At 34.4% G+C, this 16,150-nt stretch carries 15 protein-coding genes and 1 pseudogene; 11 read left to right on the top strand and 5 right to left on the bottom strand.

Going from position 1 to position 16,150, the window contains the following annotated elements:
• Window positions 1-144: 144 nt before the first annotated feature.
• From FS935_RS12825 to FS935_RS12820, 3 genes and pseudogenes are all read right to left on the bottom strand, one after another.
• On the bottom strand, window positions 145-339 hold the full coding sequence (locus FS935_RS12825) for a DUF3813 domain-containing protein (protein WP_146948983.1): 195 nt from the start codon (window positions 337-339) through the stop codon (window positions 145-147).
• Window positions 340-486 (bottom strand): hypothetical protein, encoded by a 147-nt coding sequence (locus FS935_RS23660; RefSeq protein ID WP_168714484.1) that lies wholly within the window; start codon window positions 484-486, stop codon window positions 340-342. It abuts the gene before it with no gap.
• A gap of 113 nt (window positions 487-599) precedes the next feature.
• Window positions 600-1,413 (bottom strand): annotated as a pseudogene (locus FS935_RS12820) (Cof-type HAD-IIB family hydrolase).
• Between the two features lie 180 nt (window positions 1,414-1,593).
• On the opposite strand from FS935_RS12820, the gene yjfP reads away from it, so the two are divergent.
• From yjfP to argF, 10 genes are all read left to right on the top strand, one after another.
• Window positions 1,594-2,361, top strand: a complete 768-nt coding sequence (gene yjfP / locus FS935_RS12815; protein WP_146948982.1) for an esterase — start codon at window positions 1,594-1,596, stop codon at window positions 2,359-2,361.
• A 132-nt stretch (window positions 2,362-2,493) separates the two neighbouring features.
• Window positions 2,494-2,802 (top strand): metal-sulfur cluster assembly factor, encoded by a 309-nt coding sequence (locus FS935_RS12810; RefSeq protein ID WP_146948981.1) that lies wholly within the window; start codon window positions 2,494-2,496, stop codon window positions 2,800-2,802.
• A gap of 439 nt (window positions 2,803-3,241) precedes the next feature.
• A complete protein-coding gene (locus FS935_RS12805; RefSeq protein WP_146948980.1) occupies window positions 3,242-3,538 on the top strand; it encodes a hypothetical protein in 297 nt (98 codons plus the stop codon).
• A 467-nt stretch (window positions 3,539-4,005) separates the two neighbouring features.
• The gene (gene argC, locus FS935_RS12800; RefSeq protein WP_146949028.1) at window positions 4,006-5,043 is read left to right on the top strand and encodes an N-acetyl-gamma-glutamyl-phosphate reductase; all 1,038 of its coding nucleotides are present in this window, start codon (window positions 4,006-4,008) and stop codon (window positions 5,041-5,043) included.
• A gap of 108 nt (window positions 5,044-5,151) precedes the next feature.
• Complete coding sequence (gene argJ / locus FS935_RS12795) at window positions 5,152-6,384, top strand: bifunctional ornithine acetyltransferase/N-acetylglutamate synthase (protein ID WP_146948979.1); 1,233 nt, start codon at window positions 5,152-5,154, stop codon at window positions 6,382-6,384.
• A 10-nt stretch (window positions 6,385-6,394) separates the two neighbouring features.
• Window positions 6,395-7,177: an acetylglutamate kinase gene (argB, locus tag FS935_RS12790; RefSeq protein ID WP_146948978.1), complete on the top strand. Its 783-nt coding sequence runs from the start codon at window positions 6,395-6,397 to the stop codon at window positions 7,175-7,177.
• Window positions 7,174-8,334 (top strand): acetylornithine transaminase, encoded by a 1,161-nt coding sequence (gene argD / locus FS935_RS12785; protein ID WP_146948977.1) that lies wholly within the window; start codon window positions 7,174-7,176, stop codon window positions 8,332-8,334. The genes argB and argD overlap by 4 nt, the downstream gene beginning before the upstream one ends.
• Window positions 8,335-8,459: 125 nt before the next feature.
• Window positions 8,460-9,530, top strand: coding sequence for a carbamoyl phosphate synthase small subunit (locus FS935_RS12780; RefSeq protein ID WP_146948976.1), 1,071 nt, complete (start codon window positions 8,460-8,462; stop codon window positions 9,528-9,530).
• Window positions 9,523-12,612 carry a carbamoyl-phosphate synthase (glutamine-hydrolyzing) large subunit gene (carB, locus tag FS935_RS12775; protein ID WP_146948975.1) on the top strand — a complete coding sequence of 1,030 codons (3,090 nt, stop codon included), beginning with the start codon at window positions 9,523-9,525 and terminating at the stop codon, window positions 12,610-12,612. Before FS935_RS12780 ends, carB begins: the two co-directional genes overlap by 8 nt.
• On the top strand, window positions 12,609-13,553 hold the full coding sequence (argF, locus tag FS935_RS12770; RefSeq protein ID WP_146948974.1) for an ornithine carbamoyltransferase: 945 nt from the start codon (window positions 12,609-12,611) through the stop codon (window positions 13,551-13,553). Before carB ends, argF begins: the two co-directional genes overlap by 4 nt.
• A gap of 1,017 nt (window positions 13,554-14,570) precedes the next feature.
• On the opposite strand, the gene FS935_RS12765 is transcribed toward argF, so the two are convergent.
• Entirely contained in the window at window positions 14,571-15,380 is an 810-nt protein-coding gene (locus FS935_RS12765) for an undecaprenyl-diphosphate phosphatase (RefSeq protein ID WP_439116647.1), read from the bottom strand.
• Between the two features lie 140 nt (window positions 15,381-15,520).
• Here FS935_RS12765 and FS935_RS12760 point away from each other — a divergent pair, with 140 nt between their 5' ends.
• The gene (locus FS935_RS12760) at window positions 15,521-15,700 is read left to right on the top strand and encodes a YjzC family protein (protein ID WP_146948972.1); all 180 of its coding nucleotides are present in this window, start codon (window positions 15,521-15,523) and stop codon (window positions 15,698-15,700) included.
• A gap of 86 nt (window positions 15,701-15,786) precedes the next feature.
• Here FS935_RS12760 and FS935_RS12755 read toward each other — a convergent pair whose 3' ends face one another.
• Window positions 15,787-15,978, bottom strand: a complete 192-nt coding sequence (locus FS935_RS12755; RefSeq protein ID WP_146948971.1) for a YjzD family protein — start codon at window positions 15,976-15,978, stop codon at window positions 15,787-15,789.
• Window positions 15,979-16,150: the final 172 nt, after the last annotated feature.

The raw sequence follows: 16,150 nt of genomic DNA, 5'->3' as shown, positions 1-16,150 counted from the left end.
AGTTCTTAAATAGTATGCAAAATCAAAAAAACATTGAAGACTGCAAATAAAAATCCCGAACTATTAGGCGAATGTTTAATTGACATATCACCTAATAATTCGGGATTTCCTTAGCTTAAATACTTATGTCCCATACTCTATTCTTTATATTGACTGAAGAGTTTGTTGAAATTCACTTAACTGTGCTCTTTCAGCATCAGTGCAATTGGCATAAGCAGAAGATAAAGCGTTTTTTGCTTTCATCACTGCTTCCTGTTGATCACCTTGTTCAATTCCATTTGCAATTGAATTAGCATATGCTACAGCTTCACGAGCTTGTTGAAATAATGGGTTTGTCACTTATATCCCTCCACGTGAGGTGTCTTCGTTTTTGTTCGCTTCTTCTACTTGAGATAATGTTGAATGGTAAGGGAACCTCTCATCGTGCTTAGCAACTGTATCTTTGCCTTGCTGAACAAAACGTTTAGATTTGTTACGTTTACCCATTGAAAAAGCCCCCCTTTGAAATTGTGACGCTAAATAACGTCACTAATATTGTGTGCGAACAAAGGGATTATATAAATGGTAATATATAAGGTTTTCTCTAGAATTTGAAAAATTTAAAGTCCTAAAACATCCTTTAGATAGTGAGCAATTCCATCCTCTTCATTTGAGCGTGTTTCTTTATTTGCAACTGCTTTAACTTTATCTATTGCATTGTCCATCGCAACACCAATGCCCCGCATATTCAAGCATTTCTAAATCGTTATCTTCATCACCAAAAGCAATAATTCGTTCAGAAGGTATATTATAATAAGAAGAAATTTTTTGGAGTCCAAGTGCTTTATTCGTTCCGGCTTTAATTATTTCTATGACATGCCATGGAGCAGCCCATCTTCTATGATCAATAACCTCTGCATGGACATCTGATAGGTAACTTCTTATCTTTTCTACATTGTCTTCAGGAGCATGAATAAGAACACTTGTTACATCATTACCTAAATTACTTCTTAAATCTCCAATTGTTATTTCTGGATTTCCCATACCGAACACATCAAGAAGCTTCTCATCATGATAATGAAAATAAACATCATCAATAATTTCAGCTAGCATATTATGTATATCATGTTTTTCAGCAACTTCAACGATCTGTTTAACAACATTTACATCTAACGTTGTATGGTATGTACCCCATTGATCATTTTGTGGATGATGGATATAAGCTCCATTAAAATTAACAATGGGTGTAGTTAGCTGTAATTCTTCATAATAGATAGAGCTTGAACGAAATGGTCGGCCTGTTGCTATACAGACAATATGGCCATCATCCTTTGCTTTTTTTATAATCTCTTTTGAGTATGTGGAAATTGTTTTATCATCTTTTAAAAGAGTACCATCTAGATCTAGAGCAATTAAGAAAGGTTTTTTCTCCATAATATCTCCTTTTATCAACATTAATTTTTAACTCACAGTGCAATTCTGGTAAATCTTAAATAACATATTAACATTCCCCACAAATATACTTGACTCATATTAAGTGTATCTTTTTTCCAAGTTTTATGTCTACATGTTACAATTAATTTGAGGAAGAATAGTTAGGGAGGCGCGTTATTTTTGGTAATTGTTGAAAAAATGAATGTAGCAAACATTCCACTACTACATATTGTAAACCAAACTGATAAAAATAATAAAACTCCATTGGTTATGTTTATCCATGGATTTACAAGTGCCAAGGAAAATAATTTGCATTATGCTTATTACCTGGCAGAAAAAGGAATTCGGGTCATTTTACCTGAAGCACTATTTCATGGTGAGAGAAGTAAACAATTCGATTCTACAGAATTAAGTATGCATTTCTGGAAAATTGTTGTAAATGAAATAGAAGAATTGAAAACGTTAAAAGAGTACTTTGAAGAGCAGGAACTAATTGATTCAAATAGAATTGGTGTAGCTGGTACATCAATGGGTGGAATCACAACTTTAGGAGCACTAACAAAATATGAATGGATTAAAGCAGCGGTGAGCTTGATGGGGAGCCCTTGCTATACAACCTTATTAAAAGGACAACTTTATTCATTGCGTCAAAATGGTATGGAGATTCCTCTTTCTAATGAAGAAATAGAGAAGCAAATTTTATTTTTAGAAAAATATGATTTAAGCTTACAAAGGGAGAAACTAAATAATCGACCATTGTTATTCTGGCATGGTGAACGAGATGATGTTGTGCCATTTGCTCCTACGTATCAATTTTATAAAGAAATTGTCCCTATGTATGAGCAAGAACCGAATAAGCTTAAATTTATCGCCGATCCATTAGCAGATCATAAGGTATCTCGTGAAGGTGTGCTAGCATTAGTCGATTGGTTTGAGAAATATTTATAATTGAAGAAACCCTTGTAAGTAAGCAAAATTCTTTTCATCTTCGTTCTCTTTACTATACTTGTTGGGAATTACTATGAACGAGATTAGAATGAGTGCTACCATTCAATAAAAAGTGTGAAAGGAGTTTTAAATATGGATGAATTACTAAAAGAAAACATTTACGGTGCCTTAGAAACAGTAGAAGACCCAGAACTAGGGGTGGATATTGTTAATTTAGGTCTTGTATATGACGTAGATATGGACGAAAACGGTCAAACAGAGGTAACAATGACATTAACTTCAATGGGCTGTCCACTTGCAGGAACTATAGTTGAAAAAGTGAAAGAAGCACTTTATGACATTCCAGAGGTTAAAAGCACTGAGGTGAATATTGTTTGGAGTCCACCATGGACAAAAGACAGAATGTCACGAATTGCTAAAATTGCTTTAGGGGTTCAATGATATAAACAAAATTAGTATAGGATCTAGTAGGTTAGCTAATGATAATTACTGATGAATATACTAAACAACATATATTTAAGAGACCAATCGAATAGTAAGTAGTTTCGTTCTAAATTGTATAGTTATTTTCATTTGTATAACAATGTTTCTAAAGGCTAGCTAATAGATTAAAAATAGTATAATAAATAGCTCCCTAATATGTCGTTTTTTGACAATAGAGAGCTATTTTTCATCGATCTATTCCTAAATAAAAAAGAAGTCTAATTTATTTCAATACTAGATACTGAAGACCCGATTGTGGCTCTTCAGTTTTTTATTGTTTTTTTCTTTCGTTTCATTTCATTTTATAGGCGAATACACATTTATTAGGTACAAGTTTATAGACATATGACTAGTGAATAGGATGATATTGAATAAAAACTAAGGAGTGTATTCGAGAATGAATCATTACTATAATGATAATATTTATAACGTCTACCCATCAGATGAAAGAATTTTTCGCCCAGGCTTTGGTTTTGGTCGCCCAAGATTTGGTCGTCCAGGTTTCGGTTTAGGTGGATTTGGCTCAGGTTTAGGTTTTTTTCCAGGTGTAGGATTTGGTCGCCCAGGCTTTGGTTTAGGTGGATTTGGATTTGGATTCCCGTTTTTAACAGGATTAGCAGCTGGAGCATTATTAACTCCAAGACCTCCATATCCGTATCCTTACTACCCAGCTTATCCATACCCTTATTATTGAAGGTAGTAGAATAAAAGAGCTTTGTCTTTTTAGGGAGACAAAGCTCTATTTCAATGGAGGTTTTTTGTTAAGGCTATTTTCGTAAACTTTTTTGTTTTTCTTTTCTTCTAGAAACCTTATATTTATGAGAAAAAAAAGTGTTTCTAATAGATAATGAGGTCGTTTAGCAACAATCTTTCAGAAAAGAGCCTTTGTGAAAATTCTAAGTTGATTGGATTAATGATGGTACTCTGAATTATAGTGAAGAGATCTGATCAATTGCAGGAGGGGCTTCTTTAATATACAGCTTTATGTATATCTATAAATGTGATTTCTCACCTTTAAAGATAATCATAGTATTAAATAAGAATAATTTTATCAGAAAAATTAGTAAAAAATATTATTTATACACTTGATTTTATTTTTATACATATTTATAATTGAGGAATAAATTCAGAAAATGAACTTGTTAAGGAGAAGGTGATTTGGTGAAAGTCGGAATTGTTGGGGCAACTGGTTATGGCGGAGTCGAATTGTATCGGATATTATCCAATCATCCACATGTCGACGAATGTATACTTTATTCATCTTCAGAAATGGATGTACCTTATACACAATCTTTTCCACATTTAAATAACTTAAGCGATCATAGATTGAAAAATATAGATGTTGAAGAAATGAAAAAAAATGTGGATGTTTTATTTCTTGCTACTCCACCAGGTGTATCAAGCAAATTATCACCACAATTTATAAACTCAGATGTGAAAATCATTGATCTATCTGGGGACCTTAGATTAAAACAAAAAAGTGTTTATGAGCAATGGTATAAACGTGAATGTGTTGAAGAAGAAATTCTTGAAGGTGCAGTATATGGACTTTCTGAGTTGAATAAAGTAGACATTGCAAATGCTCAATTGCTTGCAAATCCAGGATGCTTTCCAACAGCAACAATATTAGGTTTAGCACCAGTTGTTAAACAGAAACTAATAGATGAGAAATCAATTATCGTTGATGCTAAAACAGGTGTATCAGGTGCTGGGCGAAATGCATCTCCAGGAACACATTATTCTGAGGTAAATGAAAATGTAAAAATCTATAAAGTTCATGAACATCAACACATACCTGAGATTGAACAAGCGCTACATAATTTAAATGATTCAATTTCATTTATTTCGTTCAATACACACTTAATGCCAATGACAAGAGGTATTATGGCAACGATTTATGTAAGTTTAACAGAAACCACAACAACTGAAAAATTACTAGATTTATATAATGAATTTTATTCGAATTCACCGTTTGTGCGAATTCGTAAAGATAATGAGTTTCCCTCAACTAGAGAAGTGTATGGATCAAACTTTTGTGACATAGGATTAAAGGTTGATGAGCGAACAGGAAGAATAACAATCGTTGCAGTTATTGATAACTTAATGAAAGGTGCAGCAGGTCAAGCGGTACAAAACTTCAATATTATGAACGGCTTTGAAGAAACAACCGGATTGTACTTTGCCCCTATTTATCCATAGAGCTGTTTTCGAAACGGCCATCAAAAGAATGGTATCTTATATGTATTTAAAGCGTGATGATAGTCATTAATAGGAGCCATTCAAATGACAACTAGGGAGGGAAATGCAGTGTTAGAAACAAAAGAAACATCTGCTATTACAAAAATTAATGATGGATCCATCGTTACACCAAAAGGATTTTCTGCTGATGGTGTTCACGCAGGTCTTAGATATAACAAAAATGATTTAGGTGTAATATTTAGTGAAGTGCCTGCTAATTGTGCAGCTGTCTATACTCAAAGTCATTTTCAAGCAGCACCTTTAAAAGTGACTCAAGAAAGTATCGGAAAAGAAGGCCTTTTACAAGCAATTATTGTTAATAGTGCGAATGCTAATGCATGTACTGGTGAGCAAGGAGTTAAAGATGCTTATGAGATGCGTGAAAGATGTGCAAGTTTATTTGAAATTCAACCACATTATGTAGCTGTTGCATCAACAGGGGTAATTGGTGAATTTTTAAAAATGGATAAAATTCGTACGGGAATTGAACAGCTACAACCAAAAGCAACAAGTGACTCAGCTAATGCTTTTCAAAATGCGATTTTAACAACAGATCTAGTTATGAAAACATCATGTTATGAAGTGGAAATTGACGGAAAAAAAGTAGTGATTGGTGGAGCAGCTAAAGGATCAGGTATGATTCATCCAAATATGGCTACAATGCTATCATTTGTGACAACTGACGCTAATATAGATTCAGCATCACTTCAATCATTATTAAGTGAAGTAACAGATAAAACATACAATCAAATTACAGTTGATGGAGATACTTCAACAAATGATATGGTACTTGTGATGGCAAACGGCCAAGCAGGTAATGAGCAGCTTAATGAAACTCACCCACAGTGGAATGATTTCAAGGCAGCATTTAAAGAAGTAAGTGAAGAGCTTGCAAAGCAAATTGCAAAAGACGGTGAAGGTGCAACAAAGCTTATTGAAGTAGAAGTTACAGGTGCTAAAACGAAACAAGAAGCAAATGTTGTTGCTAAGAAAATTGTAGGATCAAGCTTAGTGAAAACTGCTGTATATGGGGCAGATGCTAACTGGGGAAGAATTATTTGTGCAGTTGGTTATAGTGAAGCTTCTGTGCAGCCTGAGAAAATAGATATTTATTTAGAAGATATATGCTTATTTACAGCAAATAGCCCTCAAGCTTTTTCAGAGGAAATTGCTACAGAATACTTAAAACAAGATTCAGTAAAAATTAAGGTGAATCTTGGTGTTGGTGAAGAAACAGGTAAAGCATGGGGTTGTGATTTAACTTACGATTATGTGAAAATCAATGCAAGCTATAGAACATAAGGAGATTGGTATGACAAAAACAGTTGTATTAAAATGTGGTGGAAGCACAGTTCATCAGTTGTCAGAGTCATTTTTTCATAGTTTAAAAGCTTTGATTGAACAAAATTGGCAGGTACTGATTGTACATGGTGGCGGACCGGATATTACGAAAATGCTACAAGCATTAAACATAGAAACAGAATTCTTTAATGGTCAAAGAAAAACAACAGAAGCTGTTTTAGAGGTTGCTGAAATGGTTTTAGCTGGAAAAATTAATAAACAGCTTTCTAATTTGTTACAGCAAAAAGGGTTAAAATCAATAGGTGTATCAGGCAGTGATGCAGGCTTATTAAGAGCAGATTATCTTGATAAAGAACATCTTGGATTAGTAGGAAAAGTAAATGCTGTTGATACTGAGGCAGTTGGATTATTAATGGAAAATGGCTATATACCTGTTGTAGCACCATTAGCTAGAACAATATCTCATGATACATTAAATGTGAATGCGGATTTAGCAGCTGCGGCTATTGCAAATGCTGTAGGAGCTACCAAGTTCTTATTTGTTACGGATGTTCCGGGTATCTTAGATCAAGATAAACAATTGATTAATGAAATTACACCATTTGAAATTAGGTCGCTAATTAATAGTGAAGTAATAACAGGTGGAATGATTCCAAAGGTTCAATCTGCTGTTGCTACACTTTCAGATGTTTGTAAGGAAGTAATTATTGTAAGTGGTCAGGAAGCTTTTCTAGAAGATAATGAATTTAAAGGCACTAAAATCGTGAAAGAAAGGAAGGTATTGTCGACATGAGCTATCAATTTCCAACATACGCAAAATGGGATATCACTGTGAAAGAAGCAAAGGGTTCATGGATTACAGATATAAATGGAAAAAAATATTTAGATTTTGTATCTGGAATTGCTGTATGTAACTTAGGACACGCAGATGAAGATGTGCTAGCTTCGATTCAAGAACAGCTTAAAGAATATTGGCATATGTGTAACCTGTTTCATCAACCAATACAAGAGGATGTTGCAAAGCTACTTGTTGAGTCTAGTGATGGAGATGCGGTATTTTTCTGTAATAGTGGAGCAGAGGCAAATGAAGCTGCTATTAAACTAGCACGTAAATATACAGGAAAAACAAAGATTGTCACTTTTCTTCAATCATTTCATGGCAGAACGTTTGCAACAATGTCAGCAACTGGTCAGGAGAAAATTCAACAAGGATTTGGTCCTCTTCTTGAGACATTTGAATACCTTCCATACAATGACTTAGAAGCATTAGAAAAATTAGGAAATGATGTTGGCGCAATTATGTTAGAAGTTATTCAAGGTGAGGGTGGAGTTGTTCCAGCAAGCCAAGAATTCTTAAATAAAGTAAATGAAACTTGCCAACGAATTGGTGCTTTACTAATTATAGATGAAGTACAAACTGGAATTGGCCGTACAGGAAAACCGTTTGCTTATCAGCATTTTGGTTTGTCACCAGATATTGTTACATCTGCTAAAGGGTTAGGAAATGGCATTCCTGTTGGAGCAATGATTGGTAAAGAATCTTTAATAGGATCCTTTCAAGCTGGAAGTCATGGATCAACTTTTGGTGGAAACCCGGTTGCAATGGCTGCAGCTAAGGCAACACTTACAAAAATATTAACAGATGACTTTTTAAAAGAAGTAGATAACAAAAGTAAATATCTGTTAACTAAATTGCAAGAAACAGTTGGACATCATCCTATTGTCAAAGAAATTCGTGGGAAAGGTTTATTAATTGGAATTGATTGCGGCGAACATGCAGGAACGATTATTACTGAGCTACGTGAAAATAACTTATTAGTTATCGGAGCTGGTCCCAATGTTATACGAATCATTCCACCGCTAACAGTTTCATACGATGAACTAGACTTAGCGATCGAAAAAATAGATCAATCCTTTGCACAGCTAAAGCAGTCAGTGAATACCCTTTAGAGTGAATTTTTTTTACTATTATATGAATAAAAATACTATATTTATAATAAATATTCATTATTGATCTTACTGTAGAGTCATAGACTCAAATTATATAAGAATGATTACAAACGAGGTGTAAACAGATGAAAGGATTTCTCCATTTAGAAGATGGTTCGGTATTTAAAGGAAAGCTTGAAAATGGAACAACTGAGGATGTTAACGGAGAAGTTGTGTTTTTTACAGGAATGACAGGATATCAAGAGGTGTTAACAGATCCTTCATATAAAAATCAAATTGTTGTATTTACGTATCCTTTAATTGGAAACTATGGCATTAACATAAATGATGATGAAAGCAAAAAGCCACAGGTCAAGGCTGTCGTTTTATATGAATGTACATCGAATTATTCTCATTTTGAAGCAAAGTACAGCATGAAGGAATATTTAGAGAAGTGGAATATTCCTATTATTCATCATATTGATACACGTGCTGTTGTGAAAAAAATCCGTAATCATGGATCAATGGCTGCAACGATTTCTCCTTTTGAACATAAAGAAGAACAGCCTTGTGAAATATTTGAAAATGGTGTATTTGAAGTTGCTTCATCATCAATAGAAACATATGGTGACGGAGATAAACATATTGCATTAATAGACTTTGGATTTAAGAAATCCATTTTAACTGCATTATTAAAATTAGGCTGTAAAGTAACAACTGTTCCTTTTAAAATGATGGACCAGGTAAATGAACTGAATCCAGATGGAATATTATTATCAAATGGTCCAGGAGATCCTGAACAATTATCAGCTTATTTCTCACAAATTAAACAATTAGTTGTGAAATATCCGACATTTGGAATTTGCTTAGGTCACCAATTAATTTCTTTAGCATTTGGTGCAAAAACGAAAAAGCTATTATTCGGACATAGAGGGGCGAATCAGCCTGTTTTTGATAACAAAACGAAGAAGGTTTTTATGACGTCTCAAAACCATAGCTATGTTGTAATTGGAGATAGTCTTAAGAATACAGACTTAAGTGTTCGCTTTTATCATATCAATGATGGATCGATCGAGGGATTATCGCATGCAACATTACCACTATTAACAGCGCAATTTCATCCAGAAGCACATCCAGGACCATCAGATAGTGAATGGATGTTTGATGAATTTTTAGAATTAGTCAAGGCTGCAAAAGGAGATATGCTTTATGTCTAAAAACGAATCTATAAAAAAAATTGTTGTGATTGGATCTGGTCCTATTGTTATAGGTCAAGCGGCAGAGTTCGATTATGCTGGTACACAAGGATGTTTAGCATTAAAGGAAGAAGGCTATACAGTTGTTCTTGTAAACAATAATCCGGCAACAATTATGACTGATGAAGAATATTCAGATGTTTTGTATTTTGAACCATTAACAGTTGAAAGCTTAGCTAAAATCATCGAAAAGGAAAAGCCTGATGGTCTGCTCGCATCATTAGGAGGTCAAACAGGACTAAACCTGGCGATGGAGCTTCATGAAGCTGGAGTGTTAGAAAAGTATGGTGTGCAAATATTAGGAACATCAATCGATTCGATTCGTAAGGGTGAAGATCGGAATGAATTTCGTCAATTGATGTATGATCTAAATGAGCCTATTCCAGAAAGCTCAATTGTAACAACATTAGAGGAAGCAATCGAATTTTCGAATAAGATTGGTTTTCCGATTATTATTCGTCCAGCTTACACACTTGGTGGTAAAGGTGGAGGAATTGCTACTAATGAAGAAGAGTTTAAGAAGTTTGTAAAAAGTGGTTTACAAGCAAGTCCTATCACTCAATGTTTAATTGAAAAAAGTATTGCAGGTTTTAAGGAAATTGAATATGAAATGATTCGTGATCATAAAGGTACCTGTATTTCAGTGTGTAATATGGAAAACATTGATCCAGTTGGAGTGCATACAGGTGATTCAATTGTTGTTGCCCCTTCACAAACGCTTTCTGATCAAGAGTATCATATGCTCAGAACAGCAGCTATTAAAATTGTATCTGCACTTGGGGTGGTCGGTGGATGTAACATTCAATTAGCTTTAGATCCAAAAAGCAAACAATATTATATTATTGAAGTAAATCCACGGGTCAGTAGATCATCTGCATTAGCATCAAAAGCAACTGGCTATCCAATTGCCAAAATTGCTGCAAAATTATCTGTTGGTTATACATTAGAAGAGTTGAAAAACCCCTTAACAATGAGCACATATGCAAGCTTTGAGCCAGCTCTTGATTATGTTGTTGTAAAGTTTCCAAGATGGCCATTTGATAAGTTTAATAAAGCAGATCGTAAACTAGGTACAAAAATGAAGGCTACTGGTGAGGTTATGGCAATCGAGCGAAATTTAGAGGCAGCTCTGCAAAAAGCTTGTGAATCGTTAGAGTTAGATAACATAGGAACGTACTTACCAGAACTAGAAAAATCTACTTCTGCAGAGCTTATAGATTTAATGAAGATAACTGATGACCGCCGCTTTTTTGCTGTGATGGAGCTTATTAGAAGAGGCATGGGAATTGAAGAAATTCATGAAATAACTGAAATGGATTATTACTTCTTATCTTGTTTTAAACATATTATCGATCTCGAGAATCAGTTAAAGAAACAATCCGTTGCTTCATTAGATGAAGAATTAGTTACAACGGTTAAGGAAAAAGGTTTTTCAGATCGAACTATTGCTTTCTTACTACAAACAGAAGAAGGAAATGTTAGAAAAGCTCGACTTGCAGCTGGGGTTAAACCGTCATATAAATATGTTGATACTTGTGCAGCAGAATTTGAAGCTCGTACTAATTATTTTTACTCAACATATTTTGGTGAAAATGAACAACCTCCATTAAATGATAAGAAAAAAATTCTTATTATCGGTTCTGGACCGATACGAATTGGCCAAGGAATTGAATTTGATTATAGTGCAGTTCATGGAATTAAAGCATTAAAAGAATTAGGCTATGAAGCGATCATGATCAATAACAATCCTGAAACAGTTAGTACTGATTTTGAAACAGCAGATCGTCTATATTTTGAACCAATTACACTTGAATATGTGTTAAATGTTGTTGAATCTGAAAACATCGATGCTGTTATTGTTCAATATGGAGGACAAACAGCAATTAACCTTGCTGAGCAATTAGAAAAGGCTGGTGTATCTTTATTAGGTACAGACACAGAAACTTTAGATTGGTTAGAGGATCGTGACAAGTTTTATCACTTGTTAGATGAGCTTTCGATTCCACATGCGGTTGGTTTAACTGCTAATAATGCAAGTGAAGCAATAAAAGGAGCAAATGAAATTGGCTATCCCGTTTTATTAAGACCATCATATGTTATTGGTGGAAAAGGGATGGTTGTTGTTCATAATCATGAAACGTTAACGTCATTATTATCAGGTAGTACAAATATGATTTATCCTGTGTTGATTGACCAGTTTGTACAAGGACTTGAAGGTGAAATTGATCTTGTATCTGATGGAAAAGAAGCATTTATCCCAACATTTATTGAACATGTTGAACCAGCAGGAGTTCATTCAGGAGATAGCTTAGCTATTTTACCGTCACAAAATATAACAGATAATCAGAAATCACTAATCGCTGAATATGCAAATAAATTAGTGAAGAAATTGAATTACCGTGGCATTATGAATATTCAATTCCTTATTAACGCTAATAACATATTTGTTGTTGAAGTTAATCCACGTGCAAGTAGAACAGCACCAGTGATAAGTAAAGTAACTGGAATTCCTGTCATTAAGCATGCAACCTATTTACTTTGTGGTAAAACGTTAAGTGAACTGACAATTAAATCGTTTCCTGATAATGGGATGGTTGCAGTTAAATATCCGGTTTTCTCAAGTCATGCTCTGCATGATGTAGATATTACGTTAGGACCTGAAATGAAAGCAACAGGTGAGGGTATGTGTGTAGGAACAAATTTACACAGTGTTTACCGCAAAATATTTGCTAAAGATCTTGAAAATGTAACAAGTGTTTTCTTTGATTGTGAAAACGATGAAGCAAATAAAGCTACTGAAGAAGCGGGTCTTAAGGCTGTAGCAGATGATTTTCAGTTATGGGTTGAAGGAGATAAAGGAATTTTTGTCTCAATAAACGATAGTGATGAAGCGAAACTACAAAGACAACTCGCTCTGGAAAAGGGTATGCTTTTATTTACAAATCTTCATACGTATTATGCATGTTTAAATGGAATAACAGCAACTGATGATTCAGTTGAGTCGATACAGCAGTTAACGGGAAAGGAAGTGGTCAAGCAATGATTAATGTGAAGCAAAAAAAGCCTACAACAGTAGCAAAGAGAGATTTTCTAACACTACTTGATTATAGCAAAGAGGAAATTATTCAACTGATCGATGAAGCTTTTGCTTTAGAAGAAAATCCAATTCAGCCTGTATTAAAAGGTAAAACATTAGCAATGATCTTTGAGAAATCTTCTACTAGAACACGTGTATCCTTTGAAACCGGAATGCTTCATCTTGGAGGTCATGCTTTATTTTTAAGTAGTCAGGATCTTCAACTAGGCAGAGGTGAACCTGTATCAGATACGGCGAAAGTATTGTCAGGTTATGTTGATGCAATCATGATTCGTACGTTTGGTCATGATAAAATTGAAGAATTAGCAAAACACGCGAGTATTCCTGTTATAAATGGTCTAACAGATTTATTTCACCCATGCCAAGCATTAGCTGATTTAAAAACAATTTATCGTTTAAAAGAGAAATTCAATGGTGTGAAAACAGCTTACTTAGGTGATGGAAATAATGTAGCTCACTCGCTAATGATTGCTGCTGCGAAAGTGGGCATGGATTTTTCTCTAGGATGTCCAGTAGGCTATGAACCTGATGCAAGTATTGTAGAAGAAGCAAAAAAACTTGCTGAAGAAACAGGAGCGAATATCGTTATTACAAATGATCCTATTGAAGCTGTGCATAACGCCGATATCATTTATACTGATGTTTGGGCAAGCATGGGGCAAGAAAGTGAACAACAGCAAAGATTGGTTGCTTTTAAAGACTTCCAAGTAAACGATGCATTAGTAAGTCATGCAAAAGCTGATTATCATTTTCTACATTGCTTACCAGCACATCGTGAAGAAGAAGTAACAGCATCGATTATAGATGGAGAGCATTCAGCAGTATTCGAGCAAGCCGAGAATCGCTTACATGTTCAGAAGGCGTTACTTAAGAAGTTGTTAGGATAGGCTCTTATCTCAATGATTGTTGTTAAATGAATAAATAGTTGTTCGTTTTTTTATTGCAGTATAGGTAGTACTATTCTAAAAAGGTAGATACTGGTTTGAAAGTCAGTCTACACTTTTATACTTTTAAAAAATAAATTGATGGGCAACAATAAACGTTCCATTTTGCTCCAGAAACTTGCTTTCCGCGGGGAGGAAGTCAAGCCTCCTCGGCTTTGCCTGTGGGGTCTTGACCTTTCCTCTGCACCCGCAGGAGTCAAGTTTCTTCCGCTCCATTTCACTATATTTAACACATTGTAAAAAATGTAAAAACAAAAATTTTAAGAATAGAGCTCCAAGAAAGAGGTTGGGACATAAGTATTTAAGCTAATGATAAACCCGAATTATTAGGTGATATGTAAATTAAACATTCGCCTAATAGTTCGGGTTTTATTTGCCGTCTTCAATAGTTTTTTTGATTTTTTATACTATTTTTAAGAACTAGAGTGGAATGTAGCGGAAGACACTAGGGCACCTACGGGAATTGAGGAAAGGCTGAGACCCCACAGGCGCTTGCGTCGAGGAGGCTCAGCTTCCTCCCCGTGGAAAGCGAGTGTTTGCAGCGAAATGGAACGAACTTGTTTCTTTCAGCTTAACTGAATTTAGATTTATTCGTCTTTTTGTATGACTTCTTTAATTATGTCCCAGCCTCTTTTATGCTAAGGCTATTTTCGTTAACATGTTGTAGGCTCTTTAAGAAAGGCTCTTTTCTCAAAGATTGTTGCTAATATGCCCTAATAATCTGTTTAAAACTGTGTGTTTAACGCTAAAAGGTATTTAAAGAAGAAAAGATGCCACTAGACTGCATACAGTAGGGTTCCTTTAGGTTATTAAAAGCAACAAAGTTTACGAAAACAGCCTTAAGAAAAATCTCTGTAAAAATTCTAAAGTCGTGGTTAACGAACAATATCTTTTTGATCACTCTGTTAAAAGCCAGTGATTCTCGATTATCTAAACTAGGCTAGTTCTAAATTAACATTCTTAAACAAATACCAATACAGCAATACCAACGATAAAGCAATAATAAGAGAAGTATTTCAAGTTTCCTTTAGCCATAATATTCATAAACCATTTTAAAGAAAAATAGGAGGTAATGAGCGCTGCGATAAAGGCAACAATATATGGAATAAGAAATGTATCTAAATTAGGATCATCGATTAAGTCTGTTACACTTAAAATCATCCCACCAAAGCTAACAGGAATAAACATAAGGAAAGAAAATTTTAACGCTGTTTCTTGTTTCATTCCAAGAGCCATAGCAGCAACAATCGTTGCACCAGAGCGGCTAATTCCAGGAATTAGTGCTACAGCCTGTGCAAGACCAACGATAATCGCATCTTTCATTGATAAATCTCCATCATTTTTACGGCCGCGTAAATTTCGGATCGTCCATAATGCAATTCCGGTAATAATAAGGGTGATTGCAGTTACTTGAATATACTTCAAATGTTCTGAAATCGCGTCATTAAATAATAAACCAATTACTCCTGCTGGAATGGTAGCAACAATAAGATAAACGATAAAGCGAAAATCACTTTTTGCACTTTCATCTTTTGTAGTTATGTATTTCATTCCGTTAACAATCAAGCGAATTAAATCTTCCCGATAAATAATTAATACGGCAATTAATGAAGCAGCATTAACAAGTAATTCAAAGGAAAGTCCTTCAATTTTAAGTCCAAGAAAATGTTGTGCAAAAACTAAATGTCCACTAGAAGAAATAGGAATTGGTTCAGTAAATCCTTGAAAAAGCCCTAAAAGTAAATATTTCAATATTAATAAAATATCCAATATACGTATCCTCCGCTTGAAAATTTTACAATCCTTTTCCATTTAACTACAGGTTTGGAACTCTGTAAAGAACTTTATAGTTACTCATGAAAAAAGCCTGTCTGGAGATAATAAAGATAAGGTAGAGAGGAGGGAATTCATTGGGTCAACAACATCGTTTTCGAACTGGTCAGAAAGCACCTAATAATGGCATGTATGTAGAAATTGGTGAAACTGGGGATAATGTGAAAAACCCTGCTCAAATTCGGTTGAAAGCTGGAGATCGTTTCCCTGAGACAGCAAACCATAATCGTCAGTGGACATATAAAAGAAAGCCTTAATTAAACAATTAAAAAAGAAAAAACCCACTTTGTGTAGGGTTTTTTCTTTTTGTATCGAATCATTTATTATGCCTTACATAACAAGCTTAATGTTGGTCGTGTTTTGCCACAGGCTCATTTGGAATTACTTCAGCTATTAAGAAAATGACAACGATTGCAATGACAGCAACTGTTGAAGCTACCATAAAGTCATAGTGGCCGCCTGTCATAGAATTAACAACATATGATGCCATATGTATTAATAAAAATCCCCAAAAAAATGTCCATAAAAAACGCAATGCATTCACCTCTATCCAGACGAGTTCTTATTATATATATTATCACAAACTTTTTGTTTTATAAAGGTTGTTTTCGTAAACTTAAATGAATAAAAAATCGAACGTAACCAGTAATGAAAGATGTATCTTTTCGCCATAAAAAAATACCTTATATGTGGCAGTAATTCGCACC

Source organism: Metabacillus litoralis (genome assembly GCF_007994985.1).
GTDB lineage: Bacteria > Bacillota > Bacilli > Bacillales > Bacillaceae > Metabacillus > Metabacillus litoralis.
The sequence above is the reverse complement of the archived record's forward strand: the minus strand, read 5'-3'. Positions and strand labels throughout refer to the sequence as shown.